We start from the raw sequence: 26180 nt of genomic DNA, 5'->3' as shown, positions 1-26180 counted from the left end.
TTATTTTAAATCCTTTGCGTTTACTGGAAATTCAGGTGTTTTGCCGTTAGAAAAGTCAATAATTGCTTGAGCGGCACCTAATCCTAGTGCTTGATTAGCTTCAACAGTTGTACCTGCTAAATGAGTTGTTAGAATAGTGTTTTTACTTGAGAATAATGGATTATCGGGAGCTGGTGGTTCGGGATTGAATGAATCAAGTGCGGCACCGGCGATCTCATCATTGTTTAGTGCATCTGCCAAGTCGCTTTCGTTAATGATCCCTCCACGAGCTGAATTAATAATGAAGACGTTTTTCTTCATTGTCTTTAATTCTTTAGCAGTGATCATGTTCTTTGTTTCAGGTGTTAGTGGCATATTGATCGATAAGAAATCAGCCACTTTATAAATATCTTCTAACTTGTCATAAAGTTTTACAGGTGAATCCTTAATGTATGGATCATAACCAACGACATTCATTCCAAATGCTTCGGCTAGCTTTACTAGAACTTGACCAATTTTTCCTAAACCTAAAATTGCCAAAGTCTTATCTTTTAATTGATTACCATTCAAATTGTATTTTGTTGAGAAACCGGGTAGTGAACCGTCAGCTGCTAGTTCCTCTTTTTTGTCGTGAATTAATTGATTGGCAGGTAAGATTTTTCTACTTAGCATCAACATAGTAGTAATGACATATTCAGCAACTGAAAAGGCATTGGCTCCGTTGACCTTAGCGACCATGATATTTTTCTTAGTTGCATAATCTACATCAACATTATTTATTCCAGTACCATTTCTAGAGATTATTTTTAGATCTTTACCGGCTTCAATGACTTCAGCAGGTAATTCAGATGAACGCATAATAACGGCGTATGCATCGGCGATTTCTTTTTTCATAGTTTCAGCATCTGTATTAGCAGAAACCTTAACTTCAAAACCGTTATCTTTTAGAAGTTGGATTCCTTTTTCATCTATCTTTTCACTCAATAAAACTTTCCTCATAATTTGAGCCTCCCAGTAATATTTCCTTGTAATGTAGTTTCGATTCATTAAGCAATGTTCCGCTTTCAAATCTCATTATAGTTAATAAATTCACTAACCAACAGTTACTGAATGGACGCCTGCCGAACTAAATATGTCATGTGATGAAAACAAATATTAATTTTAATAAAGGATATCCTATTATATAAGGCATATAGTCTTGTTTATTAAATGAAAAACATTCTCCAATATACATAAAAGGTTCATCAGGGGAATCAGGCGTGACTGTGAATTAGTGAAAAAATTAACTATAATCAAATTTGTAAACGGTTACTGAAAACCGTTAGTTAACGAAATTAGTTTTTGAGGTATTTATTTATAAACGAGAGCGGAGGATAAATAATGAAAATTGTTAGTGTAGATATTATGAAAGTTCCTAGTGAAGATCCTAGTTTCAGTGGAAATGGACAAGGTTCAAAAGAAGATTGGTGTCCTTTAGTAATTAGAGTTAACACAGATAAAGGAATTTCTGGATTTGGCGAAGCTGGATTGGCTTATGGAAAAGGCTGGCGCGGTGGATTTGGTATGCTTCAAGATTTTAGTGAAGTCATCATTGGCGAAGATCCATTAAATATTGAAAAAATTTGGGATAAATTACTTACAACTACTTATTGGGGCATTGCCGGCGGAGTCGTTGTCGATGCAGCTATCAGTGCGATCGATATTGCTCTTTGGGATATCAAAGGTAAGTATTACAACACTCCTACTTATGAGATCCTTGGTGGCAAAACAAATGACCATTTAAGAGCTTATGCAAGTCAGCTTCAATATAACTGGGGTGAACATATCGACAAATTGAAACTTATCACACCAGAAGATTATGCCGAAGTTACTAAGAAAGTTAGATCTGAAGGTTATGACGCTTTGAAATTTGATCCTATCATGTTGAGTGATCAACCAGATGGCGGTGGAGAATGGAACACTAAAGGTACTGTTTCTAAACATATTATTGATGTTGCCTATAATCGTGTTAAAGCTATGCGTGAAGCTGGCGGGGATGATTTAGATATCATTATTGATATGCACGCTAATTCTGATACAACTTCCGCTATTAAGATCGGACAAGCTCTAGAAGATTTAAATATTTTGTATTATGAAGAACCAGTAAGTACCTTAAATCCTGATAACACATTAGAAGTTTCTCAAAAGGTCAATATTCCGGTTGCAGCTGGTGAACGTGTCTTTACTCGTTTTGGATTCCGTAAGTTCTTTGAAGATCGTTCTATTAAAGTTGCGCAACCTGATTTATGTTTGGCTGGAGGAATTTCAGAAGCAAAGAAAATTTGTGATATGGCTTATACATATGACATCAATGCTCAAGTTCATGTTTGTGGGGGACCAATTGCTATTGCGGCGGCATTACAAGTTGAAGCAGTTATTCCTAATTTCTTGATCCATGAAGTTTATCAACGTGCTATCAACGCTAAAGATCGTGCTACATGTATTTATGATGACTATCAACCAGTTGATGGATTCATTGATATTCCAGATCGTCCTGGTATTGGACAAGAATTAAAACCAGAAGTTATTGCTAAGTGCAAGATGGTAACTATTAAATAAGAGGAGGTACTAATAATGTTAGATAAATTTATTTTAGGTGGATATACAGAGGATAATTACACTCCAAACAATCAATCAGATGGTGTTTATACAGCAACTCTTGATACTGATAAAGGAGAAATTACTGATATTAGTTTATTAGCTAAGGTAGAAAATCCAGCTTTCTTCAATTTTTCAACTAAAGATCAAAAAATTGCGACAGTTATGACTAAGGATAATAACCAAGGTGGCGTTGGTATTATTGATGTTAAAACTGGCAAAGTGATCTCAACTAGTTTTCTTCCAAAGAAGCATGGATCATATGAAGCTTATGATGCAGCTAAGAATTTATATTTCTGGAATGAATTGCCATATACAGTTCCTTCATATATTTCGATCGATACTGAACATAAAGTTTTGTTTGCTGCAAATTACAATACTAATGCGATCCATACATATAAGATGGACGATAATTACAACATTACTGACAGTCACACATATCCAATTGAAGGAAATGGCCCATTAGTAGAACAAGATCATGCGCATATTCATTTTGCTAGACAATTACCTGATGGCAGATTAATGGTTTGTGGATTAGGTTGCGATAAATTATTTATTTACGATGTTAATTTTGATAATGCTGAAATTACTCTAGTTTCTGCATTCGATACTAAACCGGGATTTGGACCACGTCAGTTGGCGATTGCTAAAAACAGTAATTATGTTTATGTATTAGGCGAATTATCAAGTCGAGTAGGAGTAGTTGAATATGATCCAAAGACTGGTACTTTGGCACGAATCGCTGACTACTCCAATATTCCTGAAGGATATGTTGGTCATAATGGATCAGCCGCCATTCGTTTATCAGCAGATGAAAAATTCTTGTATATTTCAAACCGTGGTCATAACTCACTAACTGTTTATAAAGTTATTGATGATGGCAAACATCTTGAAAAGATTCAACAAATTAAAACAGAAGGTGTTTTCCCTCGTGACTTTAGCTTGAGCAAGAATGGAGACTATCTATTGTGTGCAAATCAAAATACTAATGATTTGATTCTTTATAAACGTGATACAGAAAGTGGATATTTATCCGTAGCACAAAAGAATATTAAACATGACGCTTGTGTCCGTGTACTCGAAGCTACTGATTTTTTGAAGTAAAAAAGAGTGCGACATAAGGCGATTAGAGATTGAGCATAGCATAGAGCGACAAATAATTGAGTATTTTCAATTGTTTGTCGCTCGTAGCTAGGCGGAGATCTCTGCCTTATGGAGCGCATTTCAGTAAAAAAGAGAGCCTGACTTTTGCCAGGCTCCCTAATTATTTAGATAACTCTGTAACTAATTTTTTTAAAATAGGATTTTTATTATTCTTGTTATACCAAAATGTTGAAGCGTAGTACTTATTTACATCATCATTGATTTTAAGGAATTTTATCATGGGATTTTGAGATTTTTCTTTATTGAAAAGAGGACTTGGATAAAATCCTATTCCATTATTTGTTGCGACTAGCATATCTCTTTGTTCCAATGATGAAACACGGCTTATTTGATCTCTTTCAAAATAACCGGTGAATTTCTTAAAGAAGACATCTCGTAAATAAATAGAATCAGATGAACTGTAATACAACAATTTCATATCCTTAACTTGCTTCAAACTAATAGAATCAGCTTCACTCAAAGGGTTTATACGACTAATACCCAATAGTAGTTCACCCTCAGCAAGTTTTATAGATTTTACCATTTCAAAATCATCAGTATCTTGTTCGATTGCATAAAAAGGTGTTACGGCAAAATCAAGTGCGTCTCGTTTGATTAAATTTACAAGCCGCTTGCCGCTTTCTTCTTTCAATTCAACTTTGATGTCTGGATTTTTAATCATATAAGGTAAAAACATAGTCTGTAAAATTGTAGCTTGATTCATTGATGAGAATCCGACTTGCAACTTATTTTCAGGGGTATTATCAACCGTTTGAATTCTGGTCAGTGCATCATTGTAACTATTAACAATGTCTTGAGCCGTGACAATAAATTGCTTCCCCGTTGAATTTAATTCGGTACTATTTTTATTTCGGCTGAAAAGTTCAACGCCTAGTTCATTTTCGATTTGATCCATTTGCTTAGAAACAGCCCTAGGAGATAAGAAAAGTTTTTCAGCGGCAGACTTAAAGCTTCCGGACTTAGATACGGTTAAAAAGGTTTTTAGCTTATTTATGTCCATAGATACAACCCCTATATTTTGTTTTTTTAATAATTCTAATTATACACTAATATTGATGCGTACCATTGGTTCATCATATGTCCAAAGTGTGACTGTTTTAGTTATTGTGGACACAATATAATGGAATTAAGAATTAATGTTAATTAAATCACAAACACTTAAAGGAGATTTTATTATGAGTATTCCTAAAATAACAAAAATGGACGTTTATCCGGTTGCCGGATATGACAGCATGTTGATGAACCTGAGTGGTGCACATGGTCCATATTTTACAAGAAATATTGTTGTACTAACGACTGATGAAGGACAAATTGGTGTTGGCGAGGTGCCAGGTGGCGAAAAGATCACAAGTACTTTGGAAGCCTCAAAAGAATTAGTTATCGGTCGATCGATCGGTGAATATAAAGACGTTCTTCAAAAAGTGAAAGAGAAATTCTCATATCTAGATAAGGGTGGTAGAGGTAAACAAACCTTTGATCTAAGAATTATGGTCCATGCCTTAACAGCTATTGAAACTTCATTCTTGGATCTTTTAGGTAAACATTTGCACGTTCCTGTTGCTGCATTATTAGGTGATGGTCAACAAAGAGAAAAGGTCGGAGTATTAGGCTACCTATTCTATGTTGGTGATGCAAGTAAAACTGATTTGCCTTATATCCAAAATGACGATGACACTAGCGACTGGGGTAAATTACGCCGTAAACCAGCGATGGATCCTGAATCGATCGTCAAATTAGCTCAAGCGGCCTATGATAAATATGGATTTAAGACTTTCAAGTTAAAGGGTGGTGTCTTTGACGGTGAAGAAGAAGTTGCCGCTATGAAGGCCTTACATAAAGCATTTCCTGATGCAAAGCTTGATCTTGATCCAAATGGAGCTTGGTCACTCAAGCAAGCACTCCATTATGCTGACGAAATGAAAGATATTTTGCACTATATCGAAGATCCATGTGGTGCTGAAGATGGATTTTCAGGTCGTGAAATACTAGCAGAATTTCAACAAATCACTCATATGCCAACAGCTACAAATATGGTTGATACTGATTGGCGTCAAATGTCACATGCAATTGCTTTAAACTCCGTTTCAATTCCTTTAGCTGATCCTCATTTCTGGACAATGGAAGGTGCTGTCAGAGTAGCCCAATTATGTAACGAATTTAATTTAAATTGGGGTGTTCATTCAAACAACCACTTTGATATTTCACTAGCTATGGTCGCTAATGCTGCCGCTGCTGCTCCTGGACGTGTATTTGATGTAGATACTCACTGGATCTGGCAAGATGGTCAAAACTTGACTAAGAATCCTTACAAGATCGAAAATGGTCAATTGACTGTTCCAAAGACTAACGAAGGTCTTGGAGTTGAAATTGACTTAGATAGCATCAAGAAAGCTAACCAACTATATGTTGAAAAGAATTTAGGCGCACGTAATGATGCTGCCGCAATGCAATTCTTGATTCCTGGATGGAAATTTGATTCTAAGAAACCAGCTATGGTTAGATAAAGAGTAGAGCGTTACTTAAGGCGGTTAGAGATTGAGCATATCCTAGAATATCGAATAATTGTGAACTTTCAATTGTTCGATGTTCGTAGATAAGCGGAGATCTCTGCCTTAAGTAACGCGTTTCAATAAAAATTCGTAACGAATAAAAATCCCAGCTATCCAAATTCGGATAGCTGGGATTTTTTTCTCAATGCTTGAAAGTTGAGTAGTTTTGTTACAAATTACATAGTAGCGAATTTACTTTTAATAGTTTCAGCAGAATTTTTGAATTTTGCTTTTTCATCATCTGTGATTTTAACGTTATTTACGTATTCAATACCGTTTTTACCGATGACAGCTGGTTGACCAATATATGTGTCAAATTCATCGTTATAACAAGATACTGGACATTCCAATTGAGCATCAGATAAGACTGCTTCGGCTAATTTAACAGCACAAGTAGCGATACCGTAACTTGTATATCCTTTACCTTGATATACTGACCAGCCGCCTTTTCTGATTTCTTCTTCAAGTGCAGTATAGTCGAGATCTTTTCCTTGTTGTTTGGCAAATTCAACTAGGGGATGACTATTTACAGTTACGCCAGACCAAGCAACGAATTGAGAATCTCCATGTTCGCCAAGGGTGTAGCCTGCAATATTTTTGGAATTAACATTAAATTGTTTGGCAACCACGCGTTGCATTCTTGCAGTATCTAAAAATGTTCCAGTTCCAAATACTTGTTGTTGAGATAAACCAGTCGATTTTTGAAGATATTGAGTAATAGCATCACAGGGGTTAGTAGTATCAATAACAACACCGTTAAAGCCAGATTCCTTGATCTTTGGAGCAACTTCTTTAACCATCGCATTGGTGAACTCAAACTCAGCCCAACGATTTCCTGTTTCTTTTGCGGCATCAATTTTACCGGCAGTTAGGAATAAAATATCGACATCTTTTAATTCAGAATAATCTTGAATCTTTATTTGTGTCGTTGTATCTAGTCTAGCCTGAGCGTCCTCAAGGTCAAGCTGTTCAGCGATAGCCTTTCCCTCATTGTTATCAATTAAAATCAATTCATCTGCAATGCCTTTAGTTACAAGTGTATAAGCAATCGTAACTCCAACATGACCAATCCCAATTATGCCAAATTTTCTCATTTTCTAAGATCTTCTTTCATTTTTCTTTTAGTGTACCAAAAATTGACTTTGCTACAAAGATTATTTGATAACTAAGACAAAATAAATACCCCACAATCGAGGGATTATGAGGTGTTTATCGAACTGTTTATTAAATTTTTGTTATTGATACTTAATTATGCAACCTTATGTTGTGATTTACGATAGCCGAAATAAAATTGAGTGGCAGCTAAGACGATGTTGACCCAGTTTAGAACTTGGAACCATGTTGACAAACTGTCCACCGGAGTAGCTCCGTAGAAAGTCCAAAAACCAATTATTACCGCTACCACGTTGATCCAAGCAAAAGTCTTTTGCAAAGTTGTATTGTTGAGATCAAACCACATCCATACGGCATTAATGACGAACCAAATTATTAAAATCCAAAACATCCATGTAAACATATTGATTACCCCATTTCTCATTTGTATTTGAAAGCTGTTCCTTATTGCTTTCAACAAATACATGATAAATCGCTTTGGAATAAGGTTACACTAGCAAAATTTTTGATATTGTATGATTTCGGACACTTTTCGGACATTTTGTTCGAAATCATACATTTAAATTAAAAGTGACTGTGTTATGCTGAAATTGATTTAAAAAAATGGGGTTAAATTATGGCTAAAGATGTCCGTAAAATAAAAACGGAACGAGATATTCAACAAGCTTTATTGAAATTATTAGAATCTAAAACATTTCGTCAAGTTACTGTTGCCGATATTTGTCAGGTTTCACTGACAAGTCGTTCAACTTTTTATGCTCATTATTTAGATAAATATGATTTATTAGATAAGATGGTGGATAATCTTACAAAATTATTTGCTGGAAGAGTTAATTTACGATTTGACCAAATCATTAAAGGGGACACGGATTCTTTAGTTCGTGGGTTATTAAAAGATATGGGAAATAACCGTGATGCGATTATTATCTTGTTTACTATTCACGAGCCTAGTGCTGACTTAGAGGCTAATTTTAAGTCCTTGTTGTTACAAAAATGGAAGGATTTTATCAAAGATTCGGGATCAGATACGGGGGTTCCAATTGATTTACTGGCATCTATGGGGATGAATCTACAAATGACAGTTATTGAATGGGCTTTAGCTCATGGTGTAACTGAGATGGATGCTGTGGCAGCAGCAGTTAATACTATTCGTGAGTCTATATTGATACAAATTCAACCAGATAAATAGGAGAAGCAGATGGAAAAAATACTAGAAGAAGCAATTAAGCTGATTAAGCCCAAAATGACTATTAGTTTTGGCGGAGGTAATACGGTAGGGCGGTTATTAAAAGAGATTGCTACTAGAAATTTAGATATTACAGTATGTACTCCTTCCGAAATAACAAAGCAAACTTGTCTAGAATTAGGATTGCCAGTTCGTGAGTTAAATCAGTTGAAAAAGATCGACTTGGCTTTTGATGGTTGTGATTCTTTGGATAGAAATTTCAATGCCTTAAAAAGTAAGGGCGGCATTCATGTCTTTGAAAAAATATATGCTAAGATGGCTTCTCAATATATAATTTTGGGACCTAAAGAAAGAATGCAAACCAAACTTAATCCTGATATTTTTTTGAGTTTAGAAGTAATTGAACCAGCAGTATTTGAAGTGATTGATAGAGTAAAATCATTAGGAGGTAATGCAAAAATTCGTCAATCTACTGATATAGCAGGGATGGTAAGAACTAAACTAGGTAATTGTTTAGTCGATTGTACTTTTGAAAATTGGGACAATATTAATCAAGTTAATCAAGAATTGAGTTCTTTTAACGGAGTCGTTGGAACGTCATATTTTCATAACTTGATTACTGGAGCTTTATTAGCCGATGGGGATGAAGTTGTCTCACTATTAAATGAAGTTTAAAAAATATACTAACGAGACAAAGATAATGTGAAAAAGCATAATCGTGTATCTAAACATGATCTTTTTGCTTAAAGAAAGAAGCCCAGTAATCTAGAATCTGATTACTGGGCTTCTTGTACGCTTTAATGTATGCAAGTTAAACATGTTTCTTCATATTTTTTATGGAATAAGTAAATAAATTAATGCTCCAAGTGCTCCACCGGCCATGGGTCCAAAGACTGGAACCCAACTATATGACCAATCTGATTTACCTTTGTTAGCAATTGGTAAAATTTGATGCGCTATTCTTGGTCCTAAATCTCTGGCAGGGTTGATCGCATATCCAGTTGTCCCACCAAGTGAGAAACCGATCGATGTAATCAATACTCCGACGACCATAGGATTTAATCCATCAGTAAATTTACCTCTAGTAAATGCTAATAACGCAAACACTAAAACGAATGTTCCAATAAATTCACTAATGAAGTTCATTGGATAGTTTCTGATAGCAGGTCCTGTTGCAAATACTCCCAAAATTGCATCAGGATCATCTGTTTCTTGCCAATGAGGATAGTAATTGATCCAAACTAAGACAGCTCCGACAATACCTCCCAAAATTTGAGCAATTATGTAAGGTATTACATATGCCCATGGGAATAATCCAGCTATTGCCATTCCAAGTGTAACAGCAGGGTTTAAATGTGCTGGACTTAAAAATCCAGAACAGTAGACACCTAAGGTAACCGCTAATCCCCATCCTAAAGCGATGGCAACCCAGCCTGCTCCGTAGGCTTTTGATTTCTTTAAACTAACAGCGGCGACAACACCGTCACCCAATAATATCAAAATAAGTGTTCCAATAAATTCACCCAATAGCTGCAGTGTTAAGCTATCTTGCATAAAACACACCCCTTAAAGTTTATTACGGTCTGATACCGCTTACAGACATTATACATAGCCCATATCGTAAAATCTATTTTTAAGGTGCCGTTAATTGAAAAAAATATTAAAATAATTAGTGAAAAAAGGATCCATATTTTTGATAAATATAGAAATAATAATATATGGAATTATATTGTATTTCCCATGGATAACGCTGAATTTTAAAGTCAATATTTAAACAAATTATTTTGGAGTTTTAAAATTGACTTTGTGAAAAATTGATATGATAATGTTAAGTATTGGGGGAGTCGACTATGAATAATACAACTATTGAAAAGTGGCTTGAGTTCTCGAGAAAACAACGAATGATCGAAAATAATCTTGAACTAGGATTATCTAAATCAGATTTGTCATTAAATGAATTTTACGTCTTATATGCTCTGAATTTTGAAGAGAATAAAAAGTTACGCCTGCAAGACTTGCAAAAACATGTTGGCCTTAGTCAAAGTGCAATGTCTCGTTTAGTTACCCGTTTAGAATCAAAGGATTTTGGTGCGATTGAAAGAAGTGTTTGTAAAAATGATAAACGTGGCATATATATACATCTAACTACTAAAGGTGAAACGATCTTAGAAGATGCTTCTAAAATCGTTACTAGTATTTTAAAAGATTATTTCTAAATTGCTTTTTGCTTTTTTTAAGCATATTATATGCATGTGCATACAATATGATCTAAATATATTTAAAAGGAGTATTTAAATGACTAATTTAGATGAAAAACTGACGTTTAAGCGTGGTTTAACTTTGAAAAATCGCTTTATGATGTCTCCAATGACAACTAAAATGAGTTTCTTTGATGGAACGGTAACAAATGATGAAATAAACTATTATGGACTAAGAAGTGGCGAAATTGGTGCAGTAATTACCGGAGCTGCAAATGTTCAAGATAATGGTAAAGGCTGGGATGGAGAACTTAGCATTGCTGATGATAAGTTTATTCCGGGACTTGCTAAATTAGCAGCTAATATTAAAAAGAACGGTACAAAAGCAATCGTTCAAATTTTTCATGCCGGCAGGATGACTGATTCAGGTGTTCTTCATGGAGTACAGCCAGTTTCAGCTAGTGCAGTTGCCGCAGAACGTGATAATGCACAGACTCCTAGAGCGATGGAAGAGCAAGAAATCAATGAGTTGATCGAGAACTTTAAAAAAGCCACAAAGCGTGCAATTCAAGCAGGATTTGATGGTGTTGAATTACACGGTGCCAATACATATATTATTCAACAATTCTTTTCACCACATTCCAATCGTAGAAATGATGAGTGGGGTGGCACACTTGAGAAACGTTACAAGTTTATTAATGACTTAGTAGATGGAGTTACTGAAGTTGTTGATAAATCTGGAGTTAAAAACTTTATTGTTGGATATCGTTTCTCCCCAGAGGAATATGAAAATCCTGGTATTAGTATGGATGATACGATGTTTTTGCTGGATAAATTGGCGGATAAACCACTTGATTACTTACATTTATCAGAAAATGATTTTAAACGTGTTTCAATAAGTAAGGATCATCAAGATAAAACCATCCTTGAGTATGTTCACGATAAGATCAATGGTCGAGTTCCACTAGTTGGAGTCGGTGGTGTAAGTAGTAGAGAAGATGCCAACGATGTCTTGAAAAATGGTGAGTTAATCGCCGTTGGTGGACAAATGTTGCTTGATCCTCACTTTGTCGTCAAGATTCTGTCAGGTCAAGATTCTTCGATCCATCACACATTGTCGTTATTTGATACTGATGCCTTAATGATCAGCAATGGTGTTTTAGGATTTTTGGATCAAAAAATGCCTGAAAAAATAATTAAATAGACTGTATATTTTTTGTAAGTAATTGAACGTGAACTCAAATTTTCTTCATATAATCTTTATGTTTTTATCGTAAAAGAGCAAAAGTTTATTCAAATTTGTTAGTTATTATTTATACATAGTCAAATACAAGAACAGCGGTACTTGATTATGAGAGAAAAAATAATCATAACAAATAAAAATTTAGGAGTATTACTTATGAAAAACTTAAAAACAGGTACAAAGGGCTTGCCAATCGGCAAGCCCTTTCTTTTTGTTAGATTTTTTTATTATCTGCAAACGCTTTCTCAGAGTAAGAGTTGATCAAATTAAATAAAATAAAATTTAAAAATTAGCATTGAACATGTTTAAACAGCTGTATATAATGAACTTGTAATATAATTTTATAATTATTTCAATACTATCGTAAATCAACATAAAGGGGGAGATCGTAATGACCAAGTTACAGTTGTGGAAACAGCGTCTGTTTTACGGTACTACTGATATGGCTGGAAATCTTATCTGGCAAATGGTAGGTTTGTACCTTTTATTCTACTATACAACAGTATTGGATATCTCAGCGGCCTTCGTAGGGACCTTATTTCTATGTGTAAGATTTATTGATGCGTTTGATGGAATGTTTTTTGGATTTTTGATCGATCATACACATTCTAAATATGGTAAAGCAAGACCATATTTATTTTGGTTTGGTGTACCACTAGGAATTCTATCATTTCTATTATTCTTTAATCCTAGTTTTGGTGGTAATAAAGTTATAGAAATGATTTGGATCAGTATAGTTTATACATTGTTTAGCCTAGTTTATTCAGGATCAAATACTCCTATTACAGCAATTTTACCAAGTTTAACCGATGATCCTGATGAACGTGCTAATTTGGCATCTTCTAGAATGGTCATGACAAATACTGGTAGTGCAATTATTGGTGCTATAACTTTGCCAATGGTCAGTTTCTTTGGTGGCAAAAATCAACAATTAGGATTTACAATTTGGGGCGCAGTTGTTGGTTTGATTATTGCCGCTTGCTTTTTCTTAGCATTCTTGAACCTCAAAGAGCGTCCAGTTGCGGCAGGAAAAAAAGTCGATGAAATTAAAGGACAGTTGTCGATCAAGGATTCGTTTAAGGGTGCTTTTAAAAATAAACCTTGGGTAGTTTTGACGATTAGCTTTATCGCCGTTCAAACATTTTGGGTCGTACGTATGGCAACAGGTGTTTTCTATATCAATTATGTTTATAAACGTCCAGATATCGTTGGTTTATTTTTAGGTATGACTATCTTTGCTGTTCCTGGTAATTTACTCGTACCACTACTATCAAAAAAATTTAAAAATCGTAATTTAATGGATGCAGCATTAATTCTCTTTATTATCGGTTCAATATTAATGCCATTAGGAGAAAAATCAGGTAATTTAATCTTATTATTTGCCGGTAATATTATTGGCATGATCGCAATGGGATCAGTATTCACACTAGCTTTTGTAATGATCGCCGATACGGTTGAATATGCCAGGGTGCATCTGCACATTGAAGAACCGGGATTTTTATCATCTGTTCCTGTTGTCGGTGCAAAAATCGGTATGGGACTTGGCGGAGCTTTATCGGGATGGATCCTCACATGGGGTGGATTTTCATCAGGTAGTAAAGTTCAACCTGCTAAAGCTTTGACATCGATTGATATCAATTTCATTTGGTTACCAATTGTTTTATCAATTGTCATTATTGCAATTCTTCAATTTTATAGATTGAACGAAAGTAAAATGAACGTTCCGGAAAAGAAAATTGACAATACTAATTTAAAAGAAGCTTAGGAGATGGATATTATGTTGAAAAATGATTATGATACTGAACTAAGTCGTTTAAAACAAATAGAAGCATCAGATGTTCCAAGGCTTGAACGTGTGAAAATGGTCGTGAAAGATCGTGTCGATGTACACTCCTATGAACCGCACACATTTGAACTATTAAAAGAATTAGGTGATGATCCAGTTCTTTCTAATAATTTAGATATGTTACGTGCTGGAACTGTTGCTGAAGGGGTCGTTGATATTAGTTCCAATGACGTTAATGTCGAACCAAAATATATGTCGGAGTTAGATCAAAAAGTACGATATTATCGAATTTATCGACCTGAAAGTCTTGGTAAAAATAAGGCTTTAATATATATCCATGGTGGATCGTACTATGGCGGAAGTCCATCTGACTCATTGGTATCATTAAAATTATTAGCCAGCCAATACGATGGAGTTATTTATAGTGTCGATTACCGCTTGGCACCAGAGAATCCTTACCCACTTGGGCTTATGGATTGTTTATCAGTTTTAAAAATGGTTGCCAAAACTAAAACAAATATCACGGTCGGTGGAGATTCAGCTGGAGCTTCAATGGCTTTAGGAGTTAGTGAGCTTAGTCATTATATGGGAATATACGACGTTGACAGCCAAGTTCTTTTCTATCCAACCGTTGTTCACGGTTCAGATCTCGAAGGATCTTTGTGGAATGATAAAAAAATTCCGATCGTGGATGAACAAAGAAACGTCTTGCATAATAGCTATACGTTGTTTAAACAATTGGATACAAAAATGACCCAGCTTTATATGCCTGATGAGCCCATAGATTATCGTTCGCCAATTGTTTCACCACTCTATGCAGATCCTGCTATTTTTAAAAAAGTGCTAGTAATGACAGGGGAGTTTGATCCTTTCAGACTTCAAGACGAGGCATTTTTAAGTAAATTAGGTATGGCAGGCTGTGATGCTAAATACATTCGTTATGGTGGAATGGGACATGCATTTTTAAACTTAGTTGGAAAAGCTGCCGCCACTGAAGATGCAATTCATGAATGTGCTAAATTTTTAGAAAATTAAAAAAGCCTGTGAAGTTTTCACAGGCTTTTTACGTATTATCAGATTGTGTTATCAGATTGTAAGGATCTTAATTTCTTTAATTCAATGCGCCAAGTTCCAACTAATACTAGACATGATCCTAACCAAGCTAGAGGATTTGCTAAGGCAGCACCGTAAAATCCAAATAGATTGATCAAAACGACACTGGCAAAGACTCGCATGACAAGTTCGGCAATACCAGCAATTGTAGGAGCTTTTTGATTTCCTAAACCTTGTAAAGTATATCTGACTATAAAGAGGATCGATAATAGGAAATACATAGTTCCATTGAAGTAATAATAAATTTGAACCAAATTTAAAACGTGTGTTTCACTACCATTCATGAATAAGTGTGAAATACTACGACCAAAGAGGACTAGTAAAGATCCGATAACTAAACTAGAAGTAACAGATAAGATAATACCGGATTTTACACCTTTTAAAATTCGACGGTATTTTTTGGCTCCTAAGTTTTGAGCGGTGTAGTTTACCAAAGAAACACCAAAACTCATAGCTGGTAAAGTAGCGATTTGTTCGACACGACCGGCAACTGTATAGGCGGCAACCGCATCGGCACCCAAAGTGTTTAGCATGAATTGCAAAATAATTGAGCCGATTGCAATGATCGAAGACTGAAATCCCATTGGCAAACTGATATTTAGCAGTTCTTTTATTTCGTCCCAATCGATTGCAAAATCATGAATCGTTAAAATCAGATAGGGAACTTTTTTTCTAATATAAAAATACAAAATAATAAAAGTTATCGTTTGTGCGCTGACGGTAGCAAGACCAGCACCAGCGACACCCATATGTAAATATAGGATAAAGAACAATTCAAGAACAATATTTAAAACTGTGCTGACGATTAAGAAGAATAAAGGAACTCTTGAATTTCCTAAAGCTCTCATAGTGTTGCCCAGAAAATCAAATCCTATAAATGAAAATATACCGGCAAAAATGATTTCCAAGAATACAAAAGAATCATGGATCAATACTTTGGGTGTTTGCATAACTACTAGAAGAGGATAGGCAATAACAGTGGCAATGATCGTAAAGATAATAGTTATTGCTATGGAAATAATTATTCCTGAAGCAAAACTTTTAGTAACACCCTTTAAATCGTTGGCTCCATATTTCTTGGCAGTCAAGATGGATAAGCCACTTGTAATACCTTGAGCAAATCCAATTACTAGAAAAGTTAAACCGCCGGTTGCACCGACACTGGCTAAAGCGTTGACACCAATAGTTTTACCTACTATTAAGGTATCAATGAAACTATAAAATTGTTGGAAGAAATTTCCTAATAACAAAGGAATAGTATAAAGGAAAATAATTTTAGTAGGGTTTCCTTTAGTTAAATCTGTCAATGATCTGACCCCCTATTTAACTGATTTAGACAATTCTAAAACTATACACCATTTTTGGTAAATATGAAGCATTTTTATTTATTTGAATAAAAATTGATTTTAGGAATATAAATCAATTTTTTTATTTTAAGATAAAAACGTTTACATAAACTGATACACAAAATAACTTCAATCGTGGCATAATATAAATATAACGATATGTTTATACAAGTTACTTTAAAGGGGAGGGATATTCAATGCAGACAAAAAAGATAGTTAAACGATTGTTGACGGTCCTCTTTGCTATGGTGGCCTTTTTTGGTATTTTGCAAAGAACATCTACAATAGTAAAGGCAGGAGCATCATATAACGATTCTGATGTTTTAAATAAACAGCCTGCTGGGGGATTATCAATTGCAAAATACTTCACTCCTGGTACATTTAGTGGTAATAAAGCTACTGTTAAGCAAAATTCTAATGGAAAAGATTACGTTCAATTAACAGATACCATTAATAAAGGTGTTCAAACTAGTGCTGTATGGAGTAATAATGATAAAAATTATATAAATACTGATCAAAAACAGACACTATCAATGTGGGCATATTTTGGTACAGAACCTGGCAATTTAGGTGTTCCTGATGGAATGGCATTTGTACTTCAAAATGGCGGAACCGATGCTATTTCAAATCTTAATGGGACGCCTAATGCCGGTGAAACCCTTGGTGTTTGGGGATCAGATAGTAATAAATACGCTATGGCAAAATCTCCAAGAATGAATAATGTTCCAACGCTCGCCGAGCAAGCCATACAAAACAGTTTTGCAATTGAATTTGATACTTATACTAATCATTTTAAGGGAGATAAAACAGTTACATATTCTGATTGGAAATATAATAGTGGTTCTTTACCAGATGCGACAAATGCATTTGATTTTTTAGCATATAATTATTATAACGGTAATAGTAATTTTCTTTATGCTAATAACGATTCTCAACGTTCACACATTGCTTGGAATTATCCAGCCAGAGATGATACATATATTCAGTTAGCTACTCCTAATATTTTTCAAAATTCTGTTGTAGGAATGATACATAATCTTGGTACAGGAACTTCTCAGGCTGAATTAGATGAAAATGGAGCCAACGTTTACCTTCAAAAAGAATTAAGTAACAGCACTGATCCCCTGGATTCATGGCGCCATATTACAATTCAATATACTCCAGCAGATACTGGTAGTACCAATGCAACATTGACCTATAAAGTTGGAGATAAAAATCCTGTAAATGGTAAGTCTAAAAAACCAATTACCGATGTAACACTTTCGCTAGATATGACTGCTTTTAATTTAAGTGGTTCACATAAGCTTAGATATGGTTTTACTGCTTCAACTGGGGCTAATTCTCCAACCAATAGTGCGGTAATATTTGAAACTATGCCATCACTAGTTAATGCTGAAGTAAATGCTTATACCGTGGATAAAACTACCAAATCAAGAGTTCAACCAGCAAATAAAGATGAATACGACCCTACACAGGCCAACCAAAATGATTCGTTAGTCGATGACGAATCATTAGGATTGGCACTCACAAGTAGAGTTCACCCTAAAGATGATTTGACGCTTAATTATATGTTCCATTATCTAAGTGGTGAAGAACCGGCAACTGGCCTAAAAGAAACTATCAATGTTCCTGATAATGTGACTGTAAGTACCGATAGTAGTGGTAATATTGGTAAAGTTTATTACACAAGTAAAAAAGATGCTGACGGGAATACTAAGACTAAAGAAGTTGATATACCTGCTGGTAGTTTGTCAGGAAACGTTTTAACTTGTGATATGGATGATGCAATTGGTGATCCTGATAGTGATAATTGGGAATACGCTCGAGTTGAGTTGAATGCTACTGCCAATGATTTACCAGATGGAACAACCAAACTAACAGTTCCTTCGACAACAACTAGTTTTGAGGGTGACAATTATAAGGCAAACGCTGATTCAACTGCTTTTGATATTGTAAAACCAGCTGATACTTTGATAATTACAGCAACATCACCATTAACTTCTGATCTAGAATTAGGTTCTTCCACAAATTTGACCGGTGATATTTCACTAAAGAGTGGAGATGCGATCAATAAATCAGATATGTACATCAGTACGACAATTGACGATGGAGAACCTATTCTTAGTCAAGATAGTAGCTCGGGGAATGGCTTCACGATTCCAATTCTTAGTGATACTACTGCTGATATTGGAGTTCTGACCGAAGGTGAACATACGATCAAGATCCATGTGATCGATAGTAATTTCCAAACTGCTGATGGAGTTGATACGTTGATTTCAAATGAGTTGGTTTATAAAGTTAATGTAACTAACAAAAAAGTTGTTATCACACCTGATGATTCCAACATAACCGTTAACGATAACGAACCACTGATCCTTTCTGGATCTTATCTGCATTCTGATGATACTACTACCTCAGATGAAGGTGGTAATTCTAAAATTTCTTATACCATTACTAATGATGATGGAACAAAGCAGGATGCTGTAACTGAAAATCAAACTAATAATGGTAAGTATGCCTTTACTTTGAAACCATATGCTTATGATAAAGATGAAGCTACATCACTAGATGACTATACTGGTACAACCGGTCTCAAGGTAGGTAAGAATACCATTACTATTAATATCGTTGACCAAGACGGGCATAAGTCTGACTCTAAAGATGTAATTGTTAATGTTCCAGATATTAAGCCTACTTTAACGACAACTCAAAATGAATTTAACGTTATCCAAGATGATTTGATCGATCTTAATGCAGATGTCAATTACGATAATGACTATCAAGTTACTCCAAGTAAATTAACTTGGAATATGGATGTCAATGGTAATAAGAGCATCAAGAGTTATAGTGGAGACACTCCTTTAGCCACACCGATTTCACAAGAATTCTCGATTGAATCAACTAAGAATGGAATGGACGATGAAGCTCAAAATCCATATAAGATTTCGGTTTATTACACAGACCCTTATGGAAGAAAGTCTAATACACTTGATTATTCAATAAATATAATCAATAAGACGGCCACAATTGAGAATAGTGATTATAAATTCCAAAGTGTTCACGCAATAAATACTCCTAAACGAGTAAAACGTGAAGGAAACTGGAATCTAAAAGTGGACAGTGTGATGACTAAATGGACTTTAACAGCTAAAGCCGGAGAAATGGTAAAAGATGCTGGTACTGCTGATGAGGCGGTATTAGATGGAGATTTAGTTTTCGTTTCAAAGGATAATACTACGCATGATTTAAGTACCCAAACATTTATTCAAAGTGATTCAGATGATAGTGATCAAGAAACAACTGATGTTGCAGGGAATTGGAGTTCGGATCAAGGTGTATTACTTGATTTGAATTCAAGAAATGTTTCAGGTTCTTATACTGGAAAGATTCAATGGGGCCTGACGGATAGCGTTTAGTAAAAATTCTTGTTTTAAAATATATTAAAAAATTGATACTTGTGAATTTATTTCCACGAGTATCAATTTTTTTATCTTCTATAATCGTTGGCAGCAGCTTTTGTAAAAGCACCAACTAATTTGTGTGGCAAGTAAGGTTCTTCAAGAAAATCAATATCTTCTTTATTTAGAGTTACATCTAAAGCATCAACAGCATCAATTAAATGTTCTTTTTTAGTTGCGCCGACAATAGGAGCTACTACTTGTGGTTTTTGTAATAACCAAGCTAAAGCAACTTGAGCACGTTTAATACCATATTTATCGGCAATTTTACCAACTCTTTGAACAATTGGTTCGTCTTGTTCTTCAGTTGAATCGTATTTAGAACGGGCAACTTTATCTGTCTTAAAACGTTTAGAAGTAGATGACCAATCTCTAGTAAGTCGTCCTGATGCCAATGGACTGTATGGTGTCACAGCGATATTTTTTGCTTCGCAAAGAGGCATCATTTCACGTTCTTCTTCGCGATACAAAAGATTTAAATGATTTTGCATCGAGACAAATTCAGTCCAGCCATGTTCTTTGGCAATTGCCTGTGCTTCTTCAAATTGCCATGCAAACATAGCCGATGCTCCAATGTATCTAGCTTTTCCAGATTTTACAACATCATGCAAAGCTTCCATAGTCTCTTCAATGGGAGTGTTGTAATCAAAACGATGAATTATGTATAAGTCTACATAATCTGTTTTTAGTCTGGCTAGACTTTGATCAATTTGTGACATGATGGCTTTACGCGATAATCCGGCAAGATTAGGTTTTTGTTCAGGACTGAAAAAGACTTTTGTTGCTAGCACGATCTCATCTCGGTTAGCGTATTTCTTTAAGGCGTTACCAACAAATTGTTCACTATCACCATGAGAATAAATATTTGCTGTATCAAAAAAATTGATCCCTAAGTCTAGAGCATTTTTTATAACTTCTTGACTTTTTGATTCATCGATAGCCCAAGGAAACATACCAGTTGAGGCATTACCAAATCCCATTGTCCCTAAACAAATTCGAGAAACATCCAGTCCGGTATTACCAAGTTTTGCATATTTCATTAATCATTACCGTCTTTTCCATTTAAAATATTTAGAAAGTTATTACTATAAATTAAATCTTTTTGTTTATCAGAAATGTTCATGTTATCAATTGCGGAAATAATTTCGTTAGTAGCTCCGTAGGGGGCAATGCCAAATGGCGCATCGGTCCCAAATAATACGTGTTCTATACCGAAGAATTCAACGGCCAATTCTAGAGCTTTAGTATTTCCTAATAGAGCTGTATCCACATAGAATTTTTTGAAATCATTATATTCAGCATCTGACATTGTGTATTTGATCCGCTGTGAAAAGAAAGGAATCATGGCTCCGGCATGATGAACAATGATTTTTAAATTAGGATATTTTTGAAAATAGCCTTTTTTGACCAAATCATACATTGTTTGCGTCAATTCGTATTCCCAACTAAAAGTTATATTGTTGTCATGACGTGTTTCGTCAAATACAGGGTGTAACCAGATCGGAATATTCAATTTATTTAATATTTCAAAAATGGGCTCAAATTCTTTTGATGTCAGCGGCTTATTTAAGGCTCTAGTAAATAGTTGAATACCGACCAAGTCTTTTTTTGTGGAAATTTGATCTTTAATAATTTCGATTGCATTTGAGATAGAATTCATAGGGATCATAGCAACTGCAGCGTAAAAGTCCTTATTATCATGAACCAGGTTTACTAATTCATCATTTGCGGATCTGCACAGTTCACTGGATTTTTCGGCATCAAGATAGTCTTCGGGATTTAAATTTACGTTAGAAATTATTTGTCTAACATCCGGATTCAAATCTGCGGTTCTTTCTTTGATATTAGTCAAACCGTTATTTTTTAAATAGGGATTTTTGGTGATTAGATTGTCATCAACTTTTTTCAATTGATCAAATAAATTTTCTGGTAATACGTGAGCAAAAACATCAAATTTTGTCATTTAATTAGATCCATTCTGGTTTATCGCCATCGGTATTTGGTTTATTTAATCCGATACTTTCATCGATATGTTGAGTAGGATCACTCAATAGTTCCATTACAAAGTCAGCAATACTCTTACGTGATACTTCAGTACCTTTGAAGGGTTCACCTTTTTGAGTAGTCTCGTAATCGATCTCATCTTTATTACTCATCCAAGCGGGACGGATCATTGTGTATTCAGTATTTGAATTTTCGATCAATTTAGCTGATTCTCTAAAACCAGGCAAGTATGCGGCAATTGCTTGTTCATTCCACTCTCCAAATTTTCCAGGAACTTCGTGATATGCACCAAGCGAGCTGATAAAGATCAAACGTTTTTTATTTGATTTTGTCATTGCTTCAAGGATACTTGCAGTTTGTTTTGCTAAATCGGTACCGCCGACATTAGAGTAAACAATATCAACATTTTTCATCGCGCTTACTAAGCTGTCGGTATTTAAAACATCGCCATCTATTAGTTCAACTCGACTATTATTGTCGTATTCATTAAGACGTGAACTATTTCTTAAAAATAAAACTAATGAATCATCTGTTTCTGAAATTATTCGATCGATTACTATTCTAGCAGTTTGACCGTGTGCTCCAACAATTAAAATTTTTGACATAAGAATTTTCTCCTTTTTAATTCATGTATTTTTCCCAAGAACCTTTTGTTTCAACGTTTGTTGCATCAGCGAGTGATTCTAGTTCAGCTATTTCTTCAGTTGTTAAAGTAATTGAAGCGGCTTTTTTAGTTTCATCAATGTATTTTTCTTTTGTGACACCAATAATTGGTAAAGTACTCTTATTAATTGCCCATGCTTCAGCAATTTGAGCGGCACTGGCTGAATATTTTTGACCGATCTTTTTAAGTTCATCAGTTAGAGCTTCTAATTCAGGCAACATTTTGTTGTACTTGTCGGCTCTTGAACTTCCTTTTGGTAAAGGATTATTGGTGTTGTATTTACCATTTAAAGCACCTTGTTCCAAAACCATATATGAAAAGAAATCAATATTATTATCATTGCAATATTTAATAATCCCTGACTCTTCTGATGAACGATATAACAAGCTAAAGTGATTTTGAACGGCTGAAATATGAATACCTTCTTTTTGAAGAATGCTATCAGCTAATTTTATTTCTGCAAGGTTGTGGTTAGAGACACCAACACGTTTGATCTTGCCACTTTTAACTAATGGTATTAGTTGTGGAGTCCATTTTTTGACGTCTGCGGGATTATGGATCCAATAAATATCGATATAATCTGTATGAAGTCTTTTAAGACTTTCTTCTAACATATTTTTAACGGGATATTCACTGTTGTCTGCAATTTGTGGTGTAAATTTAGTTGAGAGAAGATAATCTTCACGATTGTAATCTTTTAATAAATCACCGACAAATGATTCAGAAATTCCCATTCCATAAGCTGTTGCTGTATCCCAGAGATTTAAATTCTCTGACATGGCTTTTTTTACTACCGGTTTAAGATCATCAGTTGTTAGAGAATCTCCAAAAACATCTTTTGATCCCCAAGCCCAAGTTCCTAGTGCTACTTTTGGTAAATTATTATTATTCATTTAATTGCTCCCTGTTTTTTATAGGTTCATCTTAATTTATCCTTTTAAAGTTGTACAATACTTATAATTGATCGATAAAAATGCCTTACAAGCATAGAAGATTTAATTGTGGAGGAATAATAATGGAACTTAGAGTTTTAAAGTATTTTGTTGCGGTGGCTAGAGAAGAGAACATTACGCGAGCCGCTGAGAGATTGAATATTACTCAACCAACTCTTTCAAGACAATTAAAACAATTAGAAGACGAACTAGAAGTTAAATTATTCGATCGTAATAAACATAAAATTGCTTTAACTAATGATGGTTTATTATTACGTCGTCGAGCACAAGAAATTATCGATTTGTCAGAAAAAACTAAAAATGAAGTCTCACATAATAATGAAGAATTATCCGGTGAAATTGCTATCGGCTGCGGAGAATTACGAAGTGTTGATACGTTAGCGAAGATAATCAAGTCATTTCAGGAATTACATCCAGATGTGTCTTTTAATATTTTTAGTGGGAATTCAGAAAACATTAAATCTTTAATGAATCAAGGTTTATTGGAACTGGGATTATTGATGGAACCGGTCCAGATCGATAGATTTGATTTCGTCAGAATGGATATTGATGAAAAGTGGGGGATTTTAGTTAAGGATTCATCACCATTAGCGAATTTAGAATTTGCTACGGCTGCTGATATAAAAAATTATCCTCTGATTTTACCTGGAAGACGTGAGATCAACCATGAAATAATGAATTGGTTAAATATTGATCCTGATGATGTCAAAGTAGTATCTAGGTATAATTTACTTTATAACAGTTCTAAACTTGTTCAAAATGATGTAGGAGTGGCTATTTGTTTAAAACTAGATGATCATTATGAAGGTTTAACCTTTGTTCCTTTACAAGAATCACCAATATTAAATAGTGTTTTAGTATGGTCTTCGGGACAAGTATTTTCTAAAACTACTTCAGCATTCATTGAATTTGTTAAAAGATACCTAAAAGGCATTTAATTGTATTTTAAATAGGTATTAGACATATATTTTTAATCTCTTCATAATATTAATGTAAGTATTGTGGAGGAAGTTTTGATGAATAAGCAAGAAGTAAGTAAAAAATACAGTATTCCGATTGATGTTTTATCTGAATATGAAAAGTGGAACCTTTGTGATTCGGTAAAGTTAGTAATGGGAGATTGGCAATATGATGATGAAGATCTTGATCGGTTAAGCATGATAATGACCTTGCATGATATTGGATTTGATAATGATACGATCAAAGAATATATGAAAACTTTGGTTAAAGAAGATAAAAAGGCCAATGCCTTATTGTTAACTATTATTCAAAAACAAAGAAATCTGAAATTAAAAAAAATACATCTATTAGAGAAACAAATAGAAAAATTGGATTATTTGAGGAATAAGATTAAATGATACTTGTGGTGTTAGTTAAATATGCCGTCGCCAGAGCTGTAAAAAGAAATCACTGGCAGTGCGGAACGGTCAGAGCCTGAAAGGCGTCTCTGACCTCGGTTTGAAGCCTTGCAAGTTCGGCAAGTCTCCAAACACGCCCGGTGGTGTAAGCGATAAATCGCTAACGCCACTTTCACTGCCAGTAATTCTTTTTTCAGCTCTTCCGACTAGTTTTTTCACAATCAATTGGCATCATACGTTAAATAATATATATTATTAATTCCTTAACATGTACAATTAACCCTAGTTATTAAATGGGAGATTTTTGTATGAATGATTTACTGCATCAATATAAGATATCTAGAACGATGAGTACAATATTGTTAATTGGTCTATTTATGTTTGGCAATTTGCCGATAATGATCATTGCCTATTGTTATGTGGCATTAATGTTAATTATTCACACTGGGTTAAAAGTGGGATTTAAAAAGCGTATTAAGACTAGTTTGATCGTGTTATATGGCGTTATTTTGGCATTTCAGATAACTTTCATTTCTATTACGGTTTTTCCAATGCACAATGTAAGTTTAATGTATTATCCTTCAAAAGTTTTTGCGCTGATATTATTAGGAGTACCATATTTTGTTGAACGTTTTACGACTATAAATAATGGCACTGAATTTTATATGCCAACGATCGAAGATGTGACAGCAATTAGTTTTGAAGAGTTACATAATAATTCAAAAAAGATCAAATCAATGCTGCAAAGTGCAACTAATATGAAAGAAAGCGTCTCAATAGATCATATGAAGACGATCCTTGAAGATATTCCTAGACACAGCTCAACTCGTTACGTCAATCACGGCAGTTTAACAGACTATTATTTTAATATTGCTAAAGATAGTTTGGATGATGAACATATTTACATAGTTGTTTCTAATACTGGTAGTCCTGCTAGCGAGCTGATATCACAATTTACACAAAAGCAGTACAACCACGTTTCTTTGTCGTTTGATAAGGAACTTAATACAATAATTAGTTACAACGGTGGAAATAACGTTTATCCTCCCGGGATGAACGCTGAAGCAGTTGAATATTTTCATCAAAAAGATGACGCTTCAGTTTTAATATATAGTCTGCCAGTAACTAGAGAGCAAAAACAAATACTGATCGATAAAATTGCAGAAATAAATCGTGAGGGTAGTGCCTATAATTTAGTGGGCCTAGTGGCAAAACATTCTTTTAGGCCCAATATTATGTTTTGTTCCCAATTTGTATATAAGATGTTAAAAATTGCCAATCTAGAATTCTTTGAAAAAGATGCTGGGGATGTTCGACCCACTGATTTCATCGAATTGGATTATTTTAAAAAATTAGCTTTTGAATACGAAATTAAATTTTAAAAATTAAAAAACAGGAAGTTGTGATTTTTCACATCTTCCTGTTTTTT

At 34.4% G+C, this 26180-nt stretch carries 23 protein-coding genes; 13 read left to right on the top strand and 10 right to left on the bottom strand.

What is annotated here, in order from left to right; translation table 11 throughout:
• Entirely contained in the window at positions 1–978 is a 978-nt protein-coding gene (locus EKM77_RS03325) for a hydroxyacid dehydrogenase (protein ID WP_125592607.1), read from the bottom strand.
• 381 nt (positions 979–1359) lie between these two features.
• Here EKM77_RS03325 and EKM77_RS03320 point away from each other — a divergent pair, with 381 nt between their 5' ends.
• Together EKM77_RS03320 and EKM77_RS03315 are read left to right on the top strand one after the other, a co-directional pair.
• Complete coding sequence (locus tag EKM77_RS03320; RefSeq protein WP_125592605.1) at positions 1360–2577, top strand: mandelate racemase/muconate lactonizing enzyme family protein; 1218 nt, start codon at positions 1360–1362, stop codon at positions 2575–2577.
• A gap of 15 nt (positions 2578–2592) precedes the next feature.
• A complete protein-coding gene (locus EKM77_RS03315; protein WP_125592603.1) occupies positions 2593–3720 on the top strand; it encodes a lactonase family protein in 1128 nt (375 codons plus the stop codon).
• Between the two features lie 160 nt (positions 3721–3880).
• On the opposite strand, the gene EKM77_RS03310 is transcribed toward EKM77_RS03315, so the two are convergent.
• Positions 3881–4780: a LysR family transcriptional regulator gene (locus EKM77_RS03310; protein ID WP_125592601.1), complete on the bottom strand. Its 900-nt coding sequence runs from the start codon at positions 4778–4780 to the stop codon at positions 3881–3883.
• 175 nt (positions 4781–4955) lie between these two features.
• Here EKM77_RS03310 and EKM77_RS03305 point away from each other — a divergent pair, with 175 nt between their 5' ends.
• A complete protein-coding gene (locus EKM77_RS03305) occupies positions 4956–6284 on the top strand; it encodes an enolase C-terminal domain-like protein (protein ID WP_125592599.1) in 1329 nt (442 codons plus the stop codon).
• Between the two features lie 221 nt (positions 6285–6505).
• Here the strand turns inward: EKM77_RS03305 and EKM77_RS03300 are convergent, their stop codons facing one another.
• Positions 6506–7423 carry an L-lactate dehydrogenase gene (locus EKM77_RS03300; RefSeq protein ID WP_125592597.1) on the bottom strand — a complete coding sequence of 306 codons (918 nt, stop codon included), beginning with the start codon at positions 7421–7423 and terminating at the stop codon, positions 6506–6508.
• Positions 7424–7578: 155 nt separating this feature from the next.
• Complete coding sequence (locus tag EKM77_RS03295) at positions 7579–7845, bottom strand: hypothetical protein (protein ID WP_125592715.1); 267 nt, start codon at positions 7843–7845, stop codon at positions 7579–7581.
• A 213-nt stretch (positions 7846–8058) separates the two neighbouring features.
• Between EKM77_RS03295 and EKM77_RS03290 the strand changes: the two genes are divergently transcribed.
• Both EKM77_RS03290 and EKM77_RS03285 read left to right on the top strand, forming a co-directional pair.
• Positions 8059–8631: a TetR/AcrR family transcriptional regulator gene (locus EKM77_RS03290; RefSeq protein ID WP_125592595.1), complete on the top strand. Its 573-nt coding sequence runs from the start codon at positions 8059–8061 to the stop codon at positions 8629–8631.
• Between the two features lie 9 nt (positions 8632–8640).
• Positions 8641–9303, top strand: a complete 663-nt coding sequence (locus tag EKM77_RS03285; RefSeq protein WP_125592593.1) for a ribose-5-phosphate isomerase A — start codon at positions 8641–8643, stop codon at positions 9301–9303.
• A gap of 159 nt (positions 9304–9462) precedes the next feature.
• Here EKM77_RS03285 and EKM77_RS03280 read toward each other — a convergent pair whose 3' ends face one another.
• A complete protein-coding gene (locus EKM77_RS03280) occupies positions 9463–10182 on the bottom strand; it encodes an MIP/aquaporin family protein (protein ID WP_125592591.1) in 720 nt (239 codons plus the stop codon).
• Between the two features lie 296 nt (positions 10183–10478).
• On the opposite strand from EKM77_RS03280, the gene EKM77_RS03275 reads away from it, so the two are divergent.
• The 4 genes from EKM77_RS03275 (at position 10479) to EKM77_RS03260 (ending at position 14890) form a co-directional block, all read left to right on the top strand.
• Positions 10479–10844, top strand: coding sequence for a MarR family winged helix-turn-helix transcriptional regulator (locus EKM77_RS03275; RefSeq protein WP_125592589.1), 366 nt, complete (start codon positions 10479–10481; stop codon positions 10842–10844).
• A gap of 79 nt (positions 10845–10923) precedes the next feature.
• Positions 10924–12030, top strand: coding sequence for an NADH-dependent flavin oxidoreductase (locus EKM77_RS03270; RefSeq protein WP_125592587.1), 1107 nt, complete (start codon positions 10924–10926; stop codon positions 12028–12030).
• Positions 12031–12460: 430 nt separating this feature from the next.
• Positions 12461–13834, top strand: a complete 1374-nt coding sequence (locus EKM77_RS03265) for an MFS transporter (protein ID WP_125592586.1) — start codon at positions 12461–12463, stop codon at positions 13832–13834.
• Between the two features lie 12 nt (positions 13835–13846).
• Positions 13847–14890 carry an alpha/beta hydrolase fold domain-containing protein gene (locus tag EKM77_RS03260; RefSeq protein WP_125592584.1) on the top strand — a complete coding sequence of 348 codons (1044 nt, stop codon included), beginning with the start codon at positions 13847–13849 and terminating at the stop codon, positions 14888–14890.
• 38 nt (positions 14891–14928) lie between these two features.
• Here EKM77_RS03260 and EKM77_RS03255 read toward each other — a convergent pair whose 3' ends face one another.
• Positions 14929–16275, bottom strand: coding sequence for an MATE family efflux transporter (locus EKM77_RS03255; RefSeq protein WP_125592582.1), 1347 nt, complete (start codon positions 16273–16275; stop codon positions 14929–14931).
• Between the two features lie 236 nt (positions 16276–16511).
• Here EKM77_RS03255 and EKM77_RS03250 point away from each other — a divergent pair, with 236 nt between their 5' ends.
• Complete coding sequence (locus EKM77_RS03250; RefSeq protein ID WP_125592580.1) at positions 16512–19730, top strand: hypothetical protein; 3219 nt, start codon at positions 16512–16514, stop codon at positions 19728–19730.
• 71 nt (positions 19731–19801) lie between these two features.
• Here EKM77_RS03250 and EKM77_RS03245 read toward each other — a convergent pair whose 3' ends face one another.
• Genes EKM77_RS03245 through EKM77_RS03230 form a run of 4 tightly spaced genes read right to left on the bottom strand, consistent with a single transcriptional unit; the run spans position 19802 to position 23333 of the window.
• Positions 19802–20812, bottom strand: coding sequence for an aldo/keto reductase (locus EKM77_RS03245; RefSeq protein WP_125592578.1), 1011 nt, complete (start codon positions 20810–20812; stop codon positions 19802–19804).
• A complete protein-coding gene (locus tag EKM77_RS03240) occupies positions 20812–21735 on the bottom strand; it encodes an amidohydrolase family protein (RefSeq protein ID WP_125592576.1) in 924 nt (307 codons plus the stop codon). Before EKM77_RS03240 ends, EKM77_RS03245 begins: the two co-directional genes overlap by 1 nt.
• A gap of 4 nt (positions 21736–21739) precedes the next feature.
• Complete coding sequence (locus tag EKM77_RS03235; protein ID WP_125592574.1) at positions 21740–22381, bottom strand: SDR family oxidoreductase; 642 nt, start codon at positions 22379–22381, stop codon at positions 21740–21742.
• 16 nt (positions 22382–22397) lie between these two features.
• Complete coding sequence (locus EKM77_RS03230; RefSeq protein ID WP_125592572.1) at positions 22398–23333, bottom strand: aldo/keto reductase; 936 nt, start codon at positions 23331–23333, stop codon at positions 22398–22400.
• Positions 23334–23455: 122 nt separating this feature from the next.
• On the opposite strand from EKM77_RS03230, the gene EKM77_RS03225 reads away from it, so the two are divergent.
• The 3 genes from EKM77_RS03225 (at position 23456) to EKM77_RS03215 (ending at position 26133) form a co-directional block, all read left to right on the top strand.
• The gene (locus EKM77_RS03225; RefSeq protein WP_125592570.1) at positions 23456–24331 is read left to right on the top strand and encodes a LysR family transcriptional regulator; all 876 of its coding nucleotides are present in this window, start codon (positions 23456–23458) and stop codon (positions 24329–24331) included.
• A 78-nt stretch (positions 24332–24409) separates the two neighbouring features.
• Positions 24410–24751, top strand: coding sequence for a MerR family transcriptional regulator (locus EKM77_RS03220; protein ID WP_125592568.1), 342 nt, complete (start codon positions 24410–24412; stop codon positions 24749–24751).
• 308 nt (positions 24752–25059) lie between these two features.
• Positions 25060–26133, top strand: a complete 1074-nt coding sequence (locus EKM77_RS03215; RefSeq protein WP_125592566.1) for a hypothetical protein — start codon at positions 25060–25062, stop codon at positions 26131–26133.
• Positions 26134–26180 lie beyond the last annotated feature (47 nt).

It is taken from the genome of Companilactobacillus baiquanensis (assembly GCF_003946605.1).
GTDB classification, from domain to species: Bacteria; Bacillota; Bacilli; order Lactobacillales; family Lactobacillaceae; genus Companilactobacillus; species Companilactobacillus baiquanensis.
The sequence above is the reverse complement of the archived record's forward strand: the minus strand, read 5'-3'. Positions and strand labels throughout refer to the sequence as shown.